This is a genomic window from Alcaligenes sp. HNGD-HTN06, from assembly GCF_049932565.1.
In the GTDB taxonomy this organism is placed as follows: Bacteria; Pseudomonadota; Gammaproteobacteria; order Burkholderiales; family Burkholderiaceae_B; genus Alcaligenes; species Alcaligenes ammonioxydans.
The window spans coordinates 807,633-828,409 of sequence record NZ_CP187782.1; the positions used below are offsets into that span (position 1 = coordinate 807,633).

Genomic DNA, 20,777 nt, shown 5'->3' on the forward strand with positions numbered 1-20,777 from the left:
TGCCCCCTCGCGTTGAGGTAGGGCTTTGGGTCTGCAATCTTGGCCCATCGTCTTGCCTCAAGGCCTGGAACCGACGTCTTACGCGAATCGCCGGGGCTTCATCTCTATCTTGTCGCTTGCTCTTGTGTGCCGGACTTATGGCTTGTGCGCACAGCGCTGGCCTGCCAGATCCTCATGCAGGCCAGTAGTGGCGCGCTGCCGCTACGATGTGTTCGGCTGCCTGCGGGTCCTGGCAGTTGAATTGCAAACGGCCAGGCTCGGAGCGCAGCCAGGTTAATTGGCGTTTTGCCAGTTGTCGGGTAGCGGCAATGGCCTGCTCAACAGCCTGTTCCAGGCTCACCTCACCGTCCAGATAAGCCCAGAGTTGCCTATAACCTACACACCGGATGGAGGGCAGACCCGGGTGCAGATCAGAGCGCTGATGCAATTTTTCGACCTCCTGCAGTAGACCCTGCTCGATCATGTCCCGGTAACGGGTGGCGATGCGACGGTGCAGCCAGGCCCGGTCTTGGGGCTCCAGACTCAGTGTGATGTAGTGGTGGCTCTTTTCTTGCGGCTGGGCTTTCTCTTGTAACCAGTCGCTCATGGTTTTGCCGCTGATATGAAAAATTTCCAGGGCACGCTGAATGCGCTGGCTGTCGCGTGGGGCCAGCCGGGCGGCGGTGTCCGGGTCGATACGGTGCAGTTCTTCATGCATCGCGGGCCAGCCGATTTCCTGGGCTCGCTCATCCAGTTGTCGCCGGATGACCGGATCTGCCTGCGGCAGGTCATTCAGCCCTTCACGCAGGGCTTTGTAATACAGCATGGTGCCGCCGCACAGCACGGGGTAACGTCCGCGCGCCTGGATGCCTTGAATCAGGCGGCTTGCGTCGCTGGCAAACTCGGCAGCCGAGTAGCTCTCTGCCGGATCGCGAATATCCAGCAGGTGGTGGGGGATAGCGGCTTGTTCCTGAGCACTGGGCTTGGCCGTGCCAATGTCCATGCCACGATAAATCGTCGCTGAATCCATCACGATCACTTCAATCGGCCAGTATTGGGCCAAGGTGTGCGTGGTGGCGCTTTTGCCGCTGGCGGTGGGCCCTGCCAGGCAAAGAATGGGTAAATCGTTCATTGTCCACGCATAAAAAGTTTGTCCAGCTCACTCAGCGTCCATTGGAACCAGGTGGGGCGGCCATGATTGCACAGGTCGGCCCGGTCGGTTTGCTCCATTTTGCGCAGCAGGGCGTTCATCTCCGGGATGCTCAGGCGGCGGTTGGCGCGCACGGCACCGTGGCAGGCCATGGTGGAGAGCAGCTCGTTACGTTGTTCGTCCAGGTGGCGTGAGGAGCCCACCTGAGCCAGGTCGCGCAGAACAGCCCGGGCCAGGGATTCAATATCGCCTTGTGCCAGCAGTGCAGGAACGGCGCGCACAGCGATTGTGGCAGGGCCAGCCGGATTCATGCTCAAGCCCAGCTCGCTCAGGGTGTCGTGATGCTCGTCCAGCAAAGCAAGGTCCGTTTCCGAACAACTGAACACCACCGGTACCAGCAAATCCTGGCGGGGCAGATCGCGGCCATCGAGCGCCTGCTTCAACTGTTCATACACCACCCGCTCATGGGCGGCATGCATATCCACCAGAATCATGCCCTGACGGGTTTCGGACAGAATGTAGACACCGTGCAACTGGCCTAGTGCCATGCCCAGGGGGAACTCGTCGATAGCCGTGTCGGTATCGCTTTGATAGTGGGTGGCGGGAGGGTTGTCGTGCGTTGGCTCAATGGGGCGGTACAGGGATTTCCAGTCCGCATTGCCGCCCCCCGCGGGTTCGCGCAGACTAAAACTGGATTGCCAGCCTTGACGGGCCGGATGGCTGTAAGGCATGGACGGTTCGTGGCTACTGTACTCGCCTGATGAGCCCAGGCCCGCAGCGCCCGCCGGTGGGGCAGAAGCCATGTCGGGCAAGGAGGTTGCGCTTTGTGGCAGGGGCATGGCGGCCACCGGTGTATCGCCGGCCATGCTGCCCTGAGCCAGAGCTTGTCCAACCGCCTGCAAGACAAAGCGGTACACGGCGCCACTGTCGCGAAAGCGAACCTCGTGCTTGGCCGGGTGCACGTTCACATCCAGCGTAGAGGGGGCAATGTCCAGAAAGAGCGCATAGGCAGGTTGGCGATCCCCGTGCAGCACATCGGCATACGCGCTGCGTATGGCGTGCGATACCGTGCGATCGCGTACAAAGCGGCCATTGACGAACAGGAACTGCTTGTCTGCGTTGGGGCGAGCATGGGCCGGGTGGATCACCAGCCCGCGCAAGCCAATCAAACCTTGTTCTTGAGCCACGGGCAGGCTTTGTTCGATGAACTCCTTGCCAAGAATATCCAGCAGACGCTGTTCCAGGGTGCCACTGCGCCAGTGACGCTGCGGCTTGTCATTGTGGAACAATCGAAAAGCGATCTGTGGTTGAGCCAGAGCGATGCGCTCCAAGGCGGTCACACAGTGACCATATTCGGTTCCTTCGGTGCGCAGAAATTTGCGGCGTGCGGGAATATCGTCAAAAAGCTGGCGTACATCCACATGCGTGCCAATCTGCCCCGAGGCTGGTTGCGGTTCACTCAGGCCCAGCGAATACTCCCAGGCGTGCGGATCTTCCTGGGTGCGCGAATTGATGGTCAGGCGGGCCACCGAGGCAATGGATGGCAGGGCCTCGCCCCGAAAGCCCATCGAGGCAACGGATTCTAGCTCGTCCAGCGAGCGGATTTTGCTGGTGGCGTGCTGCAGCAGCGCCAGGGGCAGTTCGTCCTGGGGAATGCCGTGGCCGTCGTCGCTGACACAGATGCGGCGTATGCCTCCGCCGTCCAGGCGAATCTCGATGGCACTGGCTCCGGCGTCAATGGCGTTTTCCAGTAGTTCTTTCAGGACCGATGCCGGGCGCTCAATAACCTCACCGGCTGCAATTTGGCTTACAAGCAGGTCCGGGAGTGGGATAATACGGCGTCGTGATGACATAGGGCGGCTGGCCTTGTGTGTATTCAGGGTTGAACGGTACAGGTTCAACGGGTTTCAACAGGTAGCGGCTTATTTTACCCGCTTGCTCTAGCGGGCCGGTCTGAGCCGTATCGGACCGGCTAAATTATTATTTTGGTGTGGAACTATGCCCGATTTACTCAGCATGATCCTTCATATTGACCAGTACCTGGGTGTGTGGGTCGAGCAGTATGGAGCATGGATTTATCTTGTTCTGTTCTTGATTATATTTGGTGAAACCGGGCTTGTGGTTTTGCCCTTTTTGCCAGGCGACTCCCTGCTGTTTATTGCGGGGGCCTTCGGGGCCTCGGGCATGCTGGACCCGGTGTTGCTCGGTGGGCTACTGATTGTGGCGGCAGTGCTGGGCAATACCGTCAATTACCATGTGGGACGTTATATAGGTCCGAAAGTCTTTACCCAGGAATCGCGCTTTCTGGATCGCCGCGCGCTGGTCAAGACCCATGCATTCTATGAAAAGCACGGGGGCAAGACCATTGTCATTTCTCGCTTCCTGCCCCTGTTTCGCACCTTTGCCCCCTTTGTGGCGGGGGTGGGCCATATGAACGCCTTGCGCTTTCAGGCGTACAACGTGACCGGGGCGGTGCTGTGGATTTGCAGCTTGATCATCCTGGGCTATTTTTTTGGAAATGTGCCCTTCATCAAGGCGCACTTGAACACTATTGTGTTGATCGGCATTGCGGCTGCGGCCGTGCCGGTTGTGCTCGGTGCCGTATGGAAACTGCTCAAACGCAAGAGCAAGGGGGACGCCGCGCTCTAGGCTGGCCGGCCATCGGGCGAGTGTACAAAAAGGACGCTAAGGCGTCCTTTTTTATTCTGCCTGCTTGGGGTCTGTCACCGCTTCGCTGAACCGTCCCAGCCCGACGGTGGTCAAGCGATTGTCGCGTCGCAGCAGCCACAGCGCCTCGATACCCAGGCTTTGTGCCAGTGCCATGCCATCGTTGCCGCTGACCAGCAAGGCAGTGGCCCAGGCGTCAGCCCGCATACAGTCTGGCGCCAGAACGGTGACAGAAGCGATATCGTTGCGAACGGGTGCGCGCCGCCGACCATCCATGGTGTGTGCGACTCGAACTTCACCGAGTTGTAGAAAGTGCCGGTAATCGCCCGAGGTGGCGATGGACAGATTATCCAATTCAACCACGCTGTGCGTGGCGCGTCGTCCGTCCTGGGGGTACTCGACCGCTACCGCCCAAGGTTGGCCTTGAGCCTGGCTGTTCAGAGCGCGAAGTTCGCCGTCCAGGGCCAGCAAGGCGTGATCAAGTCCATATTGACGCAGCACCAGGGCCATACGGTCTACGGCATAGCCTTTGGCGATCCCGCAAAGATCCAGCTGTATCGGCGCGTGCTTGATGGCGCGGCCGGCGGCCACATCCAGCTCCAGTGTCTCATGAGCCGGGGCAGAAGCAGCTTGGGCAGCACGACGGATGGCAGCAGCATCGGGGCTCTGTCGGGCCGGGCCAAAGCCCCAGGCCTGCACCAGATCCCCGACTCCAGGGTCAAAAGCACCCTGGCTGCGACGATTGACCTCCAGGGCGCAGGCCAAAACCTCAAGAATTTCTGGCGGTAAATCCAGCCAGGTGCCAGCAGGAGTGCGATTGAGCCGGTTCAGCGCGCTGTCGGGTAGCCACGGGGACATCTGCCGGTCCACCTGCTGGACAGCGTCTGCCAACGCCTTCTGCAGGCCTGCAGCCTGTGCCGCATCGTCTGTATCCACCAAGGCAGACCATCGCGTGCCCATGGTGGGGCCGTTCAGCGTCAGACGTTGAACGTCAGAAGAGGTCTTCGGCATAGCGCCCGTTCTCCTTGAGCCAGGCCAGGCTTTTGCCCATGTCCATCAGAATCGTGTCCAGCTCCTGTTTGACGGCCTGAGCCATGGGGCGGCTGCCACAAACACGCACAAGCGCGCCTTTTTCCAGAAGGGTACGGATCTGTTGAGCGTCACGCTGCACGGCGTTCTGGACATAACCGCCCCCATCGGGCATTCGGGAAAAAGTCGTGTGTAGTTCGCGCAGATGGCCCTGGGTCTGCCAGTCCTTGAGCTCCTTGCCAAAATAGAAATCCCGCTTGCAGTCCCGGGTACCGTAATACAGGTACATGGGACGATGGCGTGTGTTGTCTCGAATAAAGCCGGCCAGTGGGGCGACGCCGGTCCCTGCGCCGATCAGCACCACCGGGCGTCGGGAGCCGGTAAGCGTGAAGCCGGGGTTGGGTCGGATGAAGGCTTGAATCGTGTCCCCGATGCGCAGGCTATGCAAATAGGGAGAGCAGACTCCGCCGCTGGTGTGTCGCACACAGATTTCCACGAATCCATCCTGTTTGCCTGAGGCCAGAGAGTAGTAGCGTGGGACTGACTGCTCACCGGGAGGAAGAATGCCCAGCAGGTCTCCGGCCGCGAAGCGTGCCAAGGGCTGGTCGGGCAGCGCAAAGCGCAGGATGACGGCAGGCTGGCCCGCTGCACCGGGAAAGTCCTGGCGTGACAGCAGGGTCAGGCTTGCCATGCGCGGCAGTCGGGGTTGATAGGCCAGCGGCACAGGTTGACCCAGTACGTCGGACAGTGCGCGCCCCCAGCGGGCAAATTCCTGGGGGGACTGCTGATGGATACGCTCCAGCGCCATCAAGGGTTGCCACCCCCGTTCCCGTAAGCTGTATTCGAGCGCGTTGGCAAATCCGCAGAAATCAGGAAACTGGCGATCCCCAAACCCTAGAACGGCGACTTGAGCGTCGGTGGGTGGCTGGCTGGCGATCCGCTTGAGTGCTTTTTGTGCGTGGGCAGGAGGCTGGCCTTCACCGTACGTGGCGGCGAGGATATACACATGGCGTGCTGCGGGCGGCACCCGCCAGTTCTCCAGCGATGTGGTATGAACCTGACGGCCCATGGCTTTGAGGGCATCGTGCAACGCTTGCGCAAAGCCCCAGGTACTGCCGCCTTCACTCGCGACAAAAATCAGGCTGTCGGCCTGGGTCAGAGGGCTATTGCCTTTAAGTCTCGGGCGGCTGCGGCGCGCTTGCCACCACATCAGAAGGCCTGTGTACCAGAACAGGGGGATGCTCGCTGCCGACAGGCACAGAAAAACAGCCCACAGCCAGGCTCCCTCTCCGGTATGTAAAAGCAGGACCCAGTCGTAGAGGCGCTGTGCCTGGGTGGATGCTTCCCACGCCAAGGTCTGGCCCCTGTACTGGTCCGCCCAGCCCTGGCCTTGAGCGGTGACCACACGCCAGGTGTCCTGTGGATCATCGGGCGTGGGCAGATTGAGCCGTTCCAGATCCTGCGCGCGCAAGCTCCGAAGCAGTTCGATCTGGTCCGGGGGAAGGGGTGGCTGTCCGGTGGCTTGTGAGCTCACCTCGGGCTCCGTGTCCGGACTCAGGGTAATGAGTTCGAACGTGCTGGCGCTCATGTAAAGAGCGGTGGCTGAGGACAGGGCCAGGATCAGCACAATGACCCTGCCGCTCAGGACATGCAGGCGTTGGGGGAGGGTTCCGCGAACGGGGCCGGCAAGACCCCGCCATCCTCCCATACGACGCAGCAGCAGTAGGAGTCCGGACACGGACAAGACCAACATGGCCAGCGCCACCATGGCGGCGGTAATGCGCCCCGGATCGTCCATCAAGAAAGTACGATGCAGGTTCTTGACCCAGCGTGGCAGCAGGGAAGCCTGGTAGTCCCCCAGAATCTTGCCGTCTGCCGGGTCCACACGTACGGCCTGGGCTTGTCCGTCCTCAAACGCATAGACAACGAAGATCCCCGAGGGCAGATGACGGATTTCTTCTGCGCCAGGGACGGTGCCCTTGATGCGCTCAACCAGTGTGGCAAGCGGCAGGTCGGACTCGGTAGGAGCCGCCTGCACGGCGTTACGCAAGGGGTCAAGTGCCAACATCGTGCCCGTGATGCCCAGAACCAGCGCGAGGGTGCCCGCTACCAGCCCCAGCCATCGATGGACGAATCGCCAGATCATGTGGATTCCTTACTGCAACTGATAGGTCAGGGATTGAATATATTGTTTACCTGCCTGGGGCGAACCGGCATTGGCGGCAGTCAGGGGAACACGGATTTCCGAAGGGCTGTCCCGCATGTCTTCGGCGGCAGCATCGACACGCAGCTCGTACCCGGCATCAATCAGGGCATCCTCCAGTTCTGCTGTCACCTCCAGCGTGCGCCCGGCACCGACGCTGGCGCCTGTTACGCCTTGCAGACGTTGCCCATCGCCGGCTGACAGGCGATTCCAGTCCGACAGATGTTTGTAGTATTTGGCTTTGCCGCCGGCGACCCACAGCGTGCGCACGTAGGCGCCTTGGGCATCGGTCAGGTAGACCGCCAGGTAGGCCCCGTCACCGCCATAGTTTTTCAGAGTGGTGGAAAGTGCCACAGTACGGCCCTGCGCTAAAGTGGGCAGGGCCACGCTACAGGCTGCAGCCAGGGTGGTGAGAAGAAAGCGTTTGGACATATTGGTCCTCCAGGGTGAGCAAAGGGAAACGACTTCAGGATGGGAGTAAGAGCGGCGGCACTCAGGCACACGCGTTAGTGGCTTCTTTCGCGGTCACGTTCGCGCTCCGGTTTGTCATGGCCATCGCGCACTTTCATTTTCACGACGCGCAGCGTTTGCGGATCAAGCTTGGCTTTAAATGAGCGACCCTGGGCATCCCGCCCGCGGATTTCATAGCAGCCGTCGTCTATTTTCAGGCGTTGCACCTCCCAGCCCAGACTGGCGGCATGTTCCAGCGCAGCATCCCGGCTCTGCCATTGCTGTACGGGGACATCACAGTCGTCGTCAGCATGGGCTGGAGCGACCATCAGGGACAGACAGAGGTACACAATAAGCAGGCAGGGGCGGTGTTTCATGATCTTTTCCTTGTCGTTTGGAGCAAAGGCAGGAACGCTTGGCGGACGGGGCAGGGCAGGCGGGTCAGCGTGCTGAGCCAGGCTGCCACTTGTGGCAGAGGCGGCCGTTCAGGCAGGCGGCTCGGACGGGGCGGGCCCCGCCGCTGGATTTGTGGCTCCGGTCTGAGATGAGGCGCACGGGCAGGGAAGGCGATAAAGCGCCAGACCTGGCAGGCTGAACATAGCCTGGTTGGGACGGCGCCAAAAAGTAGAAGGAGACTGGATTTGCCTCATCGACTATCTCTTGGAAAGGTGTGTCGCTTAAGGTGTGCTCACGTAAAAGCGCTGTAAACAGGAATAAGGATAGTGTAGCGGGTAAGGGGGGCGGTGAAACGGCGTTAAGCCGGCAGCCATTGCCAAAGATCAAAAAAAGCGCAGCAGAAAACTGGTGCGCTTTTTTGGGCAGGGGCTGTCGGGTTTAGCTCCGGCTGGCCAGTGCGGGGAATTCGGCAAAATACCCCCGGATGCCGGTCAGAATGGCCTGGGCAATTTTGTCCTGATGGGAAGCGCTTCGTAACAGGCGTTCTTCTTCAGGATTACTGATAAACGCAGTCTCGATCAGGATGGATGGGATGTCCGGTGCCTTGAGCACCGCAAAACCCGCCCGCTCAACATTGCGTTTATGCAGACGATTGATCTTGCCGATCTCACTTAGCAATCGTGAACCCACTTTGACGGAGTCGTTAATCTGGGCTGCCGTGGACAAGTCCAGCAGAATCTGGGCGACCTGACGGTTGTGGGAGCCCAGATTCAGTCCACCGATCAAGTCGGCATCGTTTTCTTTCTTGGCCAGCCAGCGGGCGGCCGAACTGGTCGCGCCGTTCTGGGACAGGGCGTAAATGGACGAGCCACGGGCACTGGGTTTGATCCAGGCGTCAGCATGAATACTGATGAACAGGTCTGCCTTGACCCGCCGCGCTTTCTGTACTCGCACCTGCAGCGGCACGAAGAAATCCGAGTCGCGGGTCAGGTACGTGCGCATATTTGGCTGGGCATCGATCAAGCGTTTCAGCCGTCGAGCGATGTTCAGCACGACATCTTTTTCCCGTGTTCCACCGGGGCCGATCGCACCTGGGTCCTCGCCGCCATGGCCAGGGTCCAGCGCAATCAGCAAGGGGCGATTGGGCGTGCCGGGCGTGGCCGCGGGAGCGGGAGAGCGGGGAGGCGTGCTGACCGGTGGCGGCGTCGGGCGGGCCACCGGAGGCAGTGTTTGCCCCTGTACCGTTGGCACGGGTGCGTCGGGCGAGTTTTGTGCCAGGCTTTCCAGGACGGAGGCCAGCGGATCGTTGTCGTCCTGGATTTGCAGGGCCAGCAGGGGGTCTTGCGCGACGCGCGGATATAAGTCCAGAACCAGACGGTACTTGTATTCGCCAACGGGCTTGAGCGTGAAAATCTGCGGAGCGACGGCTTGTTTCAGATCCAGCACCAGACGCACCACGTCGGGGCGGTTCTGGCCCACGCGCACTGAGCGGATGTAGGGATCATTGGGGCGGACCTTGGACACCAGCTCTTCAATGGTGCGGTTCATGGTCAAGCCCTGGATATCGACCACCATGCGGTGGGGATTTTCCAGTGTGAAGTGCTCGGCCTTGAGCTCGCTATCCATTTCCAGGGTAACGCGAGTGTATTCGTCGGCCGGCCAGGTGCGGACCGCCACAATGGTGCTGGCATTGGCCAGTCGCGGGATGACAGGAAGCAGGAACAGGGTCGTGGCCGTGGCGACGAATCGGCGACGGGCCTTGCCGGCTGGGGCTACTTCTGCAGGCTGGGGGCGAGTGTCGTAATCCATAGCGTTCCTTTGGCGCTGTGTGCATCCAGGGTGGCCAAACGACCGTCACCACAATAATCCAGGTGTAAATCCAGATCGGGCTCGGGCAATAAATCCCCTGCTTTTTCGGGCCATTCGATCAGCACAACAGCATTGTCTTGCAAAATATCGCGAAAACCTGCATCGACCCATTCTCGTGGATCGCTAAATCTATAAAAATCAAGGTGATAGAAGTATAAGCTAGAAACTTTATAACTTTCAAGCAAAGCATAGCTGGGACTTTTGATACGGCCGGTGACGCCGCAGGCACGCAACAAGGCGCGCACAAAGTGGGTTTTACCGGCGCCCAGGTCGCCATGTAGATGGATTCGGCCGCCTGGCGGCACACCGGCTACCTGACCGCTGAGCAGCGGCGCAAGGCTCTGGGCCAGGGCGGTCGTGGCGTCCTCGTCAGGCAGGGATACAGTCAAGGAGTGCGGATTCATAGGCACAGATCAGGGAGCAAGGAATAACCACAGTGGAATGGTCAAGCCCGCTAGTATAGTGCCGATCGACATGCTCAGCGCGACCAGGCGGCTGTCGGCGCCCATGCGGGCAGCCAGCACATGAGCCGAGGAAGCGGTGGGCAGGGCGGCAAACACCAGTAGCATTTGACGCTCCAGGGCGTTCATGTCCAGGGCCCAGGCAATCAGCAGTGCGGCGGCCGGCAAGGCAAGCAGTTTGACGGTGCTGATCCAGCCGATCAGGGCACTGGCCTGACGTGAACCCTGCAGCGACAAGGTCGCACCCACGCACAGCAAACCGATACCCAGGGCGCACGCTCCCAGCCGGCCCAATGCGAGCTGCACAGGCGCGGGCACGGACAGGCCGGCCAGGTTCCAGGCCAGGGCTGCCAGGGTGGACAAAATAAGCGGGTTTTTAAGCAGCTCAATGGCGATGCGTCCTTGTTGACCGCGAGCCAGCACCGTGACTGCCACCATATTGGCCATCGGAACAGAAAAACCGACCAGCAAGGCCATGACAGCCACCCCTGGCGGGCCGGCAATTGCGCTGGCCAGGGACATGCCCAAATAGGTATTAAAACGAAAAGCGCACTGGGTCAGCGCGGCGTGTTGCAGGGGATCCGGTTTGAGAACCGGCAGTGCCAGCCAGGCCAGTGCCGTGCCTACGGCAATCAGGGTCGCGGCTGCCAGCAACAGGGGCCAGGTATCGCTCAGGTTCAGGGGGATGCGGGTAATGGAATCAAACAGCAAGGCAGGAAACAGGACGTAATAGACCAGTTTTTCCGCACCGAGAAAGAATTCCCGACTGAAATGAAAGCGATGCAGCAGCAGCGCCCCCAAGGCGATCAATAAAAAGTCGGGCAGGATCAGCGGGAATATTGTGACCATGATGACGGTAAATGCCAGCAGATATAGGTATATCCCCGGTGGGTATCTGCAACGATAATTAAGTATTGAGGGGACCGAGCTGCGCTATGATTAGTTAGGTCCCCTTACCCAGGGGAAGGATCGACAAAAAGATGAAAGAGGAGATGTTCCCATGATAGAGAAGTTTCCCAAGAAATTTGCGCTGCTATCCCTTTGTGCAAGTTTGTCCATGATCGGCACGGCAACAGTGGCGCACGCTCAGGCCGATTACCCCAGTCAGCCGATTCGCGTCATTGTGCCGTTTGCTCCCGGCGGTTCCACTGACATTGTGACGCGCATTGTGACCAAAGGCATGAGCGAAGTATTGGGCCAGTCCATGGTGGTTGAAAACAAGGGCGGCGCCGGTGGTGCTATCGGTGCGGCCGAGGCAGCGCGTGCCAAACCGGACGGCTATACCTTGTCCATTGCCACTATCTCGACCCTGGCGGTGAACCCTGCCTGCCGCCCCAATGATTTGCCCTACGATCCCTTGAAAGATTTTGTGCCGGTCAGCAATTTTGCAAACCTGCCCAACGTGATCGAAGTCAATCCCAAGTTTCCGGCACAGAACTTCAAAGAGTTCGTGCAGCAGTTGAAAGACAATCCTGGCAAGTACTCCTACGGCAGCTCGGGCACCTGCTCGGTACTGCATTTGTTTGGTGAGGCCTTCAAGCTGGCAACCGGCACCGATATTGTGCACGTCCCCTATCGTGGCGCAGGTCCGGCGGTAACCGATGCGGTGGGTGGCCAGATCAATGCGATGTTCGATAATCTGCCCTCGTCCATGGCCCAGATTCAGGCAGGCAATCTGCGTGCTTTGGCCATTGCCTGGCCCGAGCGTCTGCCCGCCTTGAAAGATGTGCCAACCCTGGCCGAAGAAGGCTACCCGCAGCTGAACAGCCCTGCCTGGTATGGTCTGCTGGCCCCCAAGGGCACCCCGCCGGAGATCGTCGCCAAGCTGCATCAAGCGGCTGTTGAGGCGTTGAAGAAGCCTGAAATCATTGCGGCCTTGGAAAAGCAGGGTGCAACGCCATCGGGTAATTCGCCTGAAGAGTTCGCCAAGGAAATTCAGGAGCAATACGACTGGGCACACGATGTTGTCAAGAAAGGCAATATCAAGCTGGAATAAGCGCTTTTTGTCGTTCCATCAATACAAAAAACCGGCCTGAAAAGGCCGGTTTTTTGTTTCTGCCTAGAGGCTTTAGCCGCGATTGGCCTGCAGCACAGTCAGTGCGGTCATATTGATGATGCGACGTACCGTTGAGCTGTAAGTCAGGATATGCACTGGGGCATTGGCGCCCATCAGGAAGGGCCCGATGGCCACGTTGCTGCCGGCAGCCGTTTTGAGCAGGTTGTAGCTGATATTGCCGGCGTCCACGTTCGGGCAGACCAGCAAGTTGGCCGAGCCTTTCAGTGGGGAGTTGGGCAGGGTGCGGCTACGCAGGGCCTCGTCCAGCGCGCAGTCGGCATGCATCTCGCCATCAACCTGCAGGTCAGGGGCCTGTTCCTGAATCAACTTCAGGGCTTCGCGCATTTTGGGGCCCGACGCGGCCGAGTCCGAACCGAAGTTCGAGCGCGACAGCAGGGCCACTTTGGGCTCCAGGCTCAAGGTGCTGAGCATGCGGGCTGCTTCAATTGTGTATTCCGCTATTTCCTGCGCATTGGGGTCGTCATTGACATGGGTGTCGGTCAAGGCCACCGTGCGCTCGCCCAGCAACAGGATGTTCATCGCGGCATAAACGCTGGAACCAGGCTTGCGTCCGATCATCTCGTCGATGTAGCGCAAGTGGTTGTGATAAGAGCCGATCGTGCCGCAGATCATGCCATCGGCATCACCCAGGTGCACCATGGTGGCGCCGATCAGCGTCAGGCGGCGGCGCATTTCCACCCGTGCCATCTCTTTGCTGATGCCGCGACGGCACATTTTTTCCCAGTAGGTCGTCCAGTACTGGTGGAAACGGTCGTCAGACTCTGGATTGGTCACTTCAACGTCCACACCCAGGCGCAGGCGCAGGCCGAATTTTTTGATGCGGGACAGCAGGACAGCGGGGCGGCCCACCAGAATCGGATGAGCCAGTTTTTCGTCCACGATCACCTGCACCGCACGCAGCACACGCTCTTCCTCGCCCTCGGTAAAGACGATGCGGGCTTTGCCGCCTTCACGTACCAACTGCTTGGCAATGGCGAACACGGGCTTCATGAAGGCGCCCGAGTGATAGACAAATTGCTGCAGCTTGGCAATGTAGCCTTCCAGGTCTGCGATGGGGCGTGTCGCAACCCCTTCTTCCATGGCAGCCTGGGCCACGGCAGGGGCGATACGCACGATCAGACGGGGGTCAAAGGGCTTGGGAATCAGGTAGTCGGGGCCAAAGCTCAGGCCATAACCGCCATAGGCGGCCGCCACGGCTTCGTCCTGCTCTTCTTCCGCCAGCGCGGCAATAGCCCGCGCTGCAGCTTTTTCCATGCCGCGGGTAATGGTGGTGGCCCCCACATCCAGCGCACCGCGGAAGATGTAAGGAAAGCACAGTACGTTATTGACCTGGTTGGGGAAGTCGGAGCGACCCGTTGCCATGATAATGTCGTCACGAGCGGCCTTGGCCACTTCTGGCAGGATTTCAGGTGTGGGATTGGCCAGCGCCATCACAAAAGGACGGTCTGCCATTTTCTGCACCATTTCGGCTTTGAGTACGCCGCCGGCGGACAGGCCCAGGAACACATCGGCATCTACAATCACATCAGCCAGCTTGCGGGCTTCGGTTTCCTTGGCAAAACGGGCCAGTTCGGGCACTTGATGACCGGGGCGGCCTTTGTAGACCACGCCATCAATGTCAGTCACCCAGACGTTCTCTTCCGGCAGCCCCATATCCACCATCAGATCCAGGCAGGCCAGCGCGGCCGCACCGGCACCCGATGTGACGACTTTGATCTTCTTGATGTCTTTGCCGACGACTTTCAGGCCATTCAGAAAGGCGGCTGTCACACAAATGGCGGTGCCGTGCTGATCGTCGTGAAAGACGGGGATGTTCATGCGCTCGCGCAGTTTGCGCTCGACCTCAAAGCATTCGGGTGCCTTGATGTCTTCCAGGTTGATGCCGCCGAAGGTCGGCTCCAGACCCGCGATGATGTCAACCAGTTTGTCCGGATCGGTTTCATTGATCTCAATATCAAACACGTCCAGGCCTGCAAACTTCTTGAACAGCACGGCCTTGCCTTCCATCACGGGCTTGGAGGCCAGGGCGCCAATATTTCCCAGACCCAGCACGGCGGTACCGTTGGAGATGACGCCGACCAGATTGCCACGGCCGGTATAACGGAAGGCATTTTGCGGGTCAGCCACAATTTCTTCGCAGGCGGCAGCCACACCAGGGGAATAGGCCAGGCCCAGATCACGTTGGCTGACCAGGGGTTTGGTCGCGGCAATAGTCACTTTGCCGGGAATGGGAAACTCGTGGTAGTCCAGGGCGGCTTGTCGATCTACAGGTGAACTCATCGTGTCCTCTTGCTCAGGCGCCAAACAGATGTTTGGTGAAATCCAGGGAAGGTCTGGCCACTCGTACGCCAGTACCGGTTTTCAACAAGTGTAGATAATTAATCTGGCGCGGCTATTAGGGCTTATTATTACCCTATTAGTAAATGCTTATAGTGGAAGGTAAAGGCTTGGAAACAAACGATATCGCGCATCGCTTGGTGCAACGGCTCAAGTTGCGCCATCTGGCCTTGCTGATCGAGATTGAACGTCTGGGTTCACTGACCAAAGTGGCGGATTTGATGGCCATGAGTCAGCCTGCAGTGACCCAGGCACTGGCCGAGGTCGAGCAGGTGTTTGGTACGTCGCTGTTTCTGCGTTCCTCCCGGGGTATGGAGGCCACTGCACAGGGGCAGATTGTGATTTCACGCGCCCGGGCGCTGGTCCAGGACATGGAATTGTTGAGCCTGGATTTGCAGGCCCACAGCCGGGGGCGTCAGGCTCATTTGCGTTTGGGCGTGATTCCGCTGGTGTCCGGCAAGCTGGTGTCCACTGCTTTGCGGGCGACGCGTCCGCAGGGGCAGGTGGTGTCGGTCAGCATTACTGAGGGGCTGACAGAAACTTTGCTGGAGCAACTGCGCGATCATGCCTTGGATGCGGTGGTTGCACGCAGTTCCCCCGATCTGAATATGAAAGGGCTGCGCCATGAGGCCCTATATAGTCAGCAGCCGCGGCTGATTGCCAGCCGGGAGCTGGCGGGACGTCTGGGTCGCCGCAAACTGGACTGGGCGCAACTGCAGGACCTGGACTGGATTCTGGGACCACGTCATACCCCGATGCGACAGCAGGTAGCGAACCTGTTTTTGCGGGCTGGCCTGCCCGAGCCGGTGCCCAGCGTAGAAACATCCTCGCCCAAGTTGATCGGTGAGCTGATCGTAAACCATGCGCGTGCCGTGTCGGTGGTGCCTACTGAAATTGCCGAGGAACTGGTGCGGGTGTCGGGGGTGGCGATTGTGCCCTATTCCTTCGAGTGGGGCTTGGCACCCATTGCCCTGTTCACACGGATGGCGGGGCCCCAGCGTGCGGTGGACAAACTGTTTGCTCAGGAACTCAAGCGTGTGTGTACCGACAAGACGGTACCGCTGGAGCGAGGGGCCTTCTTTTACTGAAGCCGTGGATGTTGGGGAGCGGAGGGCGGCCCTGGAAAGGACGCCGCCCCCGCAGCCCCTGGTCAAACTGGCGTACCAAGGGGCGGGGGCGTTGAAAGGCCGATCAGCTGTGGCGCCGCTTGCCGGCTCCAACCCACTTATTGGTTGACGTACCAGATCATCTTGGTTTGCTGGTACTGGTCCAAGGCTTCCATCCCCTTGTCCTTGCCGCCAAAGCCAGACTGCTTGAAGCCTCCAAAGGGCGCCGTGATATCGCCTTCGGAAAACCCATTAATGGAGACCGTTCCAGCCTTGATCTTGCGAGAGACGCGCTGGGCTCGACGTACGTCATGGGTATAGATGGAGGCGGCCAGGCCATATTGGGTGTCATTGGCCAGTGCAATGGCTTCTTCCTCTGTGTCAAAAGTGCTCACGGCAAGGACCGGGCCGAACACTTCTTCCTGAAACAGGCGGTCTTGCGGCGTGATTCCGTCGAAAATAGTGGGTTCGATGTACCAACCGCTGCCCAGTTCGCTGTGAATCCGCCCACCATGAACCAATTTGGCATTTTTGCCCGGGTTCTTCAGAAAGCTGGCGACTTTTTCAAAGTGTGCCTGCTCGACCATCGGACCAATCGCGACCTCTGGGTCTGTAGGCAGACCCACTTTCCAGGATTCCAGGCCCTGCTTGAGTTTTTGCAGCAGCGCGTCTTTCAGGCTGCTGTGAACAATCAAGCGTGAGCCGCAGCTGCAGTTCTCGCTCATGTTCCAGAAGGCTGCCGCCAAAATGGAAGGCACGGCCTCGTCCAGCACAGCATCGTCAAAAACGACTTGCGGGCTTTTGCCGCCGCACTCGAGCACGACTTCTTTCAGATTGCTTTCCGCCGAGTATTTCAGGAACAGTCGGCCCACGTCGGTCGAGCCCGTAAAAGAGACGATGTCCACGTCTTCGTGGCGGCCGAGCGGTTCACCGACCTGTTCGCCCGTGCCCGTGACCAGAATCAGCGCCCCTTCAGGAATGCCAGCCTGGTGCGCCAGTTGCGTCATCCGATAGGCGCTCAGGCTGGTCAGCTCGGAGGGCTTCACAATTACAGAGTTACCGCATATCAGGGCAGGTGCCACTTTCCAGGCGTACATCTGGGCGGGAAAGTTCCAGGGCAGCACGGCTGCCACGACACCAATCGGCTCTTTGGTAATCAGGCCCAGTGCCTCGGAGCCGGTTGGAGAAATGCGACCAAAGCATTTGTCGGCGGTTTCTGCATACCAGCGGAAGGTGTCGATGGTGGCTGGCATATCGGTATTCAGGCATTCTGTGATGGGTTTGCCGGCGTCCACACAGTCGAGCGCTGCCAGCTCCTGGGCATGTTGCTCCAGCAAGGCAACCCACTTGAGCATGATTCTTTTGCGCTCAGCCGGAGATTGTGCCGACCACTCGCCAGACTCGAAGCTGGCCCGGGCCGCGTTGACCGCCGCCTGCACGTCAGCCGCCTCTCCCGAGGCGATTTTGCCAATGACCGCTAGATCAATGGGGCTGATGTTATCGAGCTGGGCCTGGCCGGCCGCCTGATGGGCGGGGATCAGGTGCGAGGCATGCAGCTTGCCGGCGCGGGCCAGTGCAAAGACGGATTCTATCTGCGTGGACATTCAGGCCTCCTGTGCCAGTTGGAAGGTGTTGAGTTGTGCCAGAAACTGATCGCGCTCCTCGGCCTCGACGGGCAGCAGCGGCAAGCGAACCTGGCCCACATCAATGCCATGGCGGATGCAGCCCAGCTTGGCTTTCTGGTTGTAGTTACCGGATTCCATGGCCGCGATCGCGGGCAGCATGGCGCTCATCATCTGGCGCACGCTGGCCCAGTCTTCACGTTCGGCCGCTTTCAACATTTGTACCTGTTCCGCAGGAAAGACGTTGGCTCCGCCGCTGATCCAGCTGCGAACGCCCCAGAACAAGAAGTCGGCTGCCTGATCGTCGCAGCCGCACACCACCTGAAAGTCAGGAAGATTGGCGTTCACCATGGCCACGACCCGGCTGAAGTTGCCGCTGCTCTCTTTGATACCCACAATGTTCTTGACCTGGGCCAGCTCGTAGACGGACTCCAGCTCAATCTGGATGCCAATGCGGGCTGGAAAGTTGTACATCACGATCGGCAGGTCGGTTGCAGCGGCCACTTCCTTGAAGTAGGCGATGACCTCATTTTGTCCGGGCAGGCTGTAGGGTGTGGGTGAGAGCATCAGCGCCTCGTAGCCCAGCTCTTCTGCCTCGCGGATGCGGCTGATGGCTTCGGCCGGTGACAGGGAGTTCACGCCGGCAATCAGGGTGGTGCGGCCCCGGCCGGTCTGCGCCACGATTTCCAGCACGCGGCGGCGCTCTTGTGCGCTCAAGGCGTAGTATTCTCCCGTCGTTCCGCAGGCCACGATGCCTCCCACGCCTGCTTCAATGAAACAGTTCACCAGACGTACCAGCGCGTCTTCATTTAACTGGTTGTTGGCGTCAAAGGGGGTAACGATAGGAACGAGAATTCCGTTCAGCTTCATGATGTCTCCAGATTATTAGGTGTTGGTCTATAGCGTTATTCAATGACTTTGCGGGTGAAGGCACTGAGGTAGGCCATCAGTGTCTCCGAGCCCTGCAAGGCCTTGTCGGGATCGCCGTCCTGAATGCCTTGAGCCAGGGTCAGATGGGCCTGCGCTCCGGCTTCCAGATCGCCTTCATATTGGTAGGCATACCAGAATCGTCGGCATTGAACGATCATGGGGGTGACGGCTTGTACAGCGAAGGTGTTGCGGCAGGCCTGATGGATCACCTCATCCAGATGCTGGTCTGCCAGCATGTAGGCGTCGATGTCTTTGGCGTCGGCGGCGTCTACCATGGTCTGTGCGTGAGCCAGCAAGGTGCTGCGCTGGGCCGGGGTGGCCCAGCGGGCTGCGCCTTGCACAATCAGACGTTCCAGGACCCGACGCGTTTCGATCAGGGTTAAATGCTCTGCTACGCGGATTTCGCTGACGCGCAGCCCGCGGCGTGGTTGCTGCTCGATCAGCCCCAAGGCCACCATGCGCATCAGGGCTTCGCGCAAGGGGGTACGCCCAAGGCCCGTCATTTCCACCAGATCACTTTCCACAATGGCCTGGCCAGGCTCCAGTTTGAGTGTGGCAATTAACTGCTCAATCGCTTGGTAGGCGACTTCAGCGGCACGAGAAGAGGGGGAGGGGGCGCTACTCACAGGGACTCCAATATAAAAAATGGCATTAGAAGCCGGATACTTGCTGGGGCAGCCAAGTGGCAATTGCCGGGAACAGGGCGACGATCAGCAGGGTCAGCAGTTGGGCAAGAATGAAGGGCAGAACACCCCGGCAAACCTGCCCGTAGCTCATGTCTTTCGGGGCAATCGACAAGAGATAGAAGATCGACGAGGCCAAGGGAGGCGTCAGGTAACTGGTCTGAATCACAACGATGACCATCACGCCAAACCATAAGGGGTCCAGGCCACTTGCCACAATAAAGGGCAGGAACAAGGGCACGCAAATGAGCACGTTGGCGGTCCAGTCCAGCACAAAACCCAGCAGGAACACAATAGCCAGAAACAGGATGATCGTACCGGTACTGCCCAGTCCCAGATCGCTGGTCAGCATTTGCACCAGTCTGGCGCCGCCATTGGCAGCAAACGCCCCGGTAAACATGGTGCCCCCGGCCACAATCAACATGATCATGGCGGTAATGCGCACGGTAATGCGCAAGGCGCCGCTAAAGACCGTCCAGTTGAACTGACGATAGAACATGCACAGAACAGCCGCAGCCGCAGCGCCCAGGGCGGCTGCCTCGGTGGGGGAGGCGATGCCTTTCATCAAGGAGCCCAATACAGCGATGATCAGCAGCATCATGGGAACCAGACCACGCATGGTGATACTGATTTTTTCTCCGATAGGCCGGCGCATGTCCTCGTCATCGGCTCGTGGGCCCAGCTCCGGCTTGAGCGTGGTGGCAATGAGGATATAGGCCACAAACATGCCAGTCATCAGCAGACCGGGAAAAAGCATGGCCGCAAACAATTCCCCTACCGGTACCTGGGCCAGGGAGGCATAGACCACCGCCACCACCGAGGGTGGAATCATGGTGCCTAACGATCCGCCAGCGCAGATCGTGCCTGCAATCAGGGAGTTGTTGTAGCGAAAGCGTTTCATGGCTGGAATGGCCATCAGCCCGACCATGATTTCCACCGCCCCGACCACGCCTGCGGCAGCGGCAAAGGTAGCCGCCATGGCGATGGTGGCAATGGCCAGCCCGCCAGGCAGTCCGCCCAGCCAAAGCTGCATGGTGCGAAACAGGCGTGCAGCAATGCCTGAACGCTCCAGCAAGGCGCCCATCAGCACAAACATGGGAATGGCCGACAGGATATGGTTGGTGGCCGCTCCGTACAAGGCGCCATACATCTGGTCAAAAATCATGGGGCCAAAGGCGTACCACCCTGCCAGAAAGGCGGGCAGAATCAAGGCAAATGCTACCGGCATGCCCTGAAAAATCAGCAGAAACAAGGCTGGGAACATCAGTGCGGCGACCCATAAATTCATGGCGTCACCTCCGTGTGCTCAGGGCCCGCTTGCTTGGCGGCACAGCGCACGCCATGCGCCAGCAGTTGCAGGGTAAAGGCGATCAGGCCCAGGGCGATGCAGGCGTAAAACGGCCACATGAGCGGAGCCCAGGGGCTGACCATCTCGACCTCATTCAGCTTCCAGGCCATCCAGGCTTTGTGAATGCTGACTTTGCTCAACACGGCAAACAAAGGAAACAGCACCAGCAGATACAGGACCAGGTCTGAAATGCGAGCAAAGGACTTGGGCAAGTGCTTGCGAACCACATCAATGCTGATGTGTTCGTTCTGGCGCATGACCCAGGCCGTGCCCAACAGGAAAATGGCACCGTTCATCATGTAGGCCACATCGAACGCCCAGACCGTGGGGGCATGCAGAACGTAGCGTGCAAAGACTTCCCACACCATGGCCGTAACCAGAATGGCTGCGGCCAGTTCTGCCAGCCTGGCGCTGGCAAGGGCGATCAAGTCGATCAGTTTTGAAATAGGCTGCAGCATGGCAGCTCTCCT

The 20,777-nt window shown here is 59.5% G+C and carries 18 protein-coding genes; 3 read left to right on the forward strand and 15 right to left on the reverse strand.

Features of this window, described 5'->3' with window-relative positions:
* Positions 1-172: 172 nt before the first annotated feature.
* Together miaA and mutL are read right to left on the reverse strand one after the other, a co-directional pair.
* Positions 173-1,111, reverse strand: a complete 939-nt coding sequence (gene miaA, locus ACOZ42_RS03740) for a tRNA (adenosine(37)-N6)-dimethylallyltransferase MiaA (protein WP_426345559.1) — start codon at positions 1,109-1,111, stop codon at positions 173-175.
* Positions 1,108-2,982, reverse strand: coding sequence for a DNA mismatch repair endonuclease MutL (gene mutL / locus ACOZ42_RS03745; RefSeq protein ID WP_003803451.1), 1,875 nt, complete (start codon positions 2,980-2,982; stop codon positions 1,108-1,110). Before mutL ends, miaA begins: the two co-directional genes overlap by 4 nt.
* Before the next feature lie 145 nt (positions 2,983-3,127).
* Between mutL and ACOZ42_RS03750 the strand changes: the two genes are divergently transcribed.
* Positions 3,128-3,778 carry a VTT domain-containing protein gene (locus tag ACOZ42_RS03750; protein ID WP_426345560.1) on the forward strand — a complete coding sequence of 217 codons (651 nt, stop codon included), beginning with the start codon at positions 3,128-3,130 and terminating at the stop codon, positions 3,776-3,778.
* A gap of 51 nt (positions 3,779-3,829) precedes the next feature.
* Here the strand turns inward: ACOZ42_RS03750 and ACOZ42_RS03755 are convergent, their stop codons facing one another.
* From ACOZ42_RS03755 to ACOZ42_RS03785, 7 genes are all read right to left on the reverse strand, one after another.
* Positions 3,830-4,807 (reverse strand): FAD:protein FMN transferase, encoded by a 978-nt coding sequence (locus ACOZ42_RS03755; protein ID WP_003803449.1) that lies wholly within the window; start codon positions 4,805-4,807, stop codon positions 3,830-3,832.
* The gene (locus ACOZ42_RS03760) at positions 4,788-6,971 is read right to left on the reverse strand and encodes a PepSY domain-containing protein (RefSeq protein ID WP_426345561.1); all 2,184 of its coding nucleotides are present in this window, start codon (positions 6,969-6,971) and stop codon (positions 4,788-4,790) included. Before ACOZ42_RS03760 ends, ACOZ42_RS03755 begins: the two co-directional genes overlap by 20 nt.
* Before the next feature lie 9 nt (positions 6,972-6,980).
* A complete protein-coding gene (locus ACOZ42_RS03765; RefSeq protein ID WP_003803447.1) occupies positions 6,981-7,460 on the reverse strand; it encodes a DUF2271 domain-containing protein in 480 nt (159 codons plus the stop codon).
* A gap of 74 nt (positions 7,461-7,534) precedes the next feature.
* Positions 7,535-7,855 carry a PepSY domain-containing protein gene (locus ACOZ42_RS03770; RefSeq protein WP_059318705.1) on the reverse strand — a complete coding sequence of 107 codons (321 nt, stop codon included), beginning with the start codon at positions 7,853-7,855 and terminating at the stop codon, positions 7,535-7,537.
* Positions 7,856-8,312: 457 nt separating this feature from the next.
* Positions 8,313-9,683 (reverse strand): N-acetylmuramoyl-L-alanine amidase, encoded by a 1,371-nt coding sequence (locus tag ACOZ42_RS03775; protein WP_003803445.1) that lies wholly within the window; start codon positions 9,681-9,683, stop codon positions 8,313-8,315.
* Positions 9,647-10,147 (reverse strand): tRNA (adenosine(37)-N6)-threonylcarbamoyltransferase complex ATPase subunit type 1 TsaE, encoded by a 501-nt coding sequence (tsaE, locus tag ACOZ42_RS03780; RefSeq protein ID WP_426345562.1) that lies wholly within the window; start codon positions 10,145-10,147, stop codon positions 9,647-9,649. Before tsaE ends, ACOZ42_RS03775 begins: the two co-directional genes overlap by 37 nt.
* Before the next feature lie 9 nt (positions 10,148-10,156).
* Complete coding sequence (locus tag ACOZ42_RS03785; protein ID WP_426345563.1) at positions 10,157-11,053, reverse strand: AEC family transporter; 897 nt, start codon at positions 11,051-11,053, stop codon at positions 10,157-10,159.
* A 208-nt stretch (positions 11,054-11,261) separates the two neighbouring features.
* Between ACOZ42_RS03785 and ACOZ42_RS03790 the strand changes: the two genes are divergently transcribed.
* Entirely contained in the window at positions 11,262-12,200 is a 939-nt protein-coding gene (locus tag ACOZ42_RS03790) for a tripartite tricarboxylate transporter substrate binding protein BugE (protein ID WP_230406312.1), read from the forward strand.
* A 72-nt stretch (positions 12,201-12,272) separates the two neighbouring features.
* Here ACOZ42_RS03790 and ACOZ42_RS03795 read toward each other — a convergent pair whose 3' ends face one another.
* The gene (locus tag ACOZ42_RS03795) at positions 12,273-14,561 is read right to left on the reverse strand and encodes an NADP-dependent malic enzyme (RefSeq protein ID WP_003803441.1); all 2,289 of its coding nucleotides are present in this window, start codon (positions 14,559-14,561) and stop codon (positions 12,273-12,275) included.
* A 143-nt stretch (positions 14,562-14,704) separates the two neighbouring features.
* On the opposite strand from ACOZ42_RS03795, the gene ACOZ42_RS03800 reads away from it, so the two are divergent.
* Positions 14,705-15,706 carry a LysR substrate-binding domain-containing protein gene (locus ACOZ42_RS03800; protein WP_219235735.1) on the forward strand — a complete coding sequence of 334 codons (1,002 nt, stop codon included), beginning with the start codon at positions 14,705-14,707 and terminating at the stop codon, positions 15,704-15,706.
* A 137-nt stretch (positions 15,707-15,843) separates the two neighbouring features.
* Here the strand turns inward: ACOZ42_RS03800 and ACOZ42_RS03805 are convergent, their stop codons facing one another.
* The 5 genes from ACOZ42_RS03805 to ACOZ42_RS03825 are packed head-to-tail and all read right to left on the reverse strand — an operon-like array spanning position 15,844 to position 20,765.
* Positions 15,844-17,328, reverse strand: coding sequence for an aldehyde dehydrogenase (locus tag ACOZ42_RS03805; protein ID WP_426345564.1), 1,485 nt, complete (start codon positions 17,326-17,328; stop codon positions 15,844-15,846).
* On the reverse strand, positions 17,329-18,216 hold the full coding sequence (locus tag ACOZ42_RS03810) for a dihydrodipicolinate synthase family protein (RefSeq protein ID WP_003803436.1): 888 nt from the start codon (positions 18,214-18,216) through the stop codon (positions 17,329-17,331). It abuts the gene before it with no gap.
* 35 nt (positions 18,217-18,251) lie between these two features.
* Complete coding sequence (locus tag ACOZ42_RS03815; protein ID WP_240209008.1) at positions 18,252-18,902, reverse strand: GntR family transcriptional regulator; 651 nt, start codon at positions 18,900-18,902, stop codon at positions 18,252-18,254.
* A gap of 25 nt (positions 18,903-18,927) precedes the next feature.
* Entirely contained in the window at positions 18,928-20,247 is a 1,320-nt protein-coding gene (locus ACOZ42_RS03820; RefSeq protein WP_003803433.1) for a TRAP transporter large permease, read from the reverse strand.
* On the reverse strand, positions 20,244-20,765 hold the full coding sequence (locus ACOZ42_RS03825; protein WP_003803430.1) for a TRAP transporter small permease subunit: 522 nt from the start codon (positions 20,763-20,765) through the stop codon (positions 20,244-20,246). The genes ACOZ42_RS03820 and ACOZ42_RS03825 overlap by 4 nt, the downstream gene beginning before the upstream one ends.
* Positions 20,766-20,777: the final 12 nt, after the last annotated feature.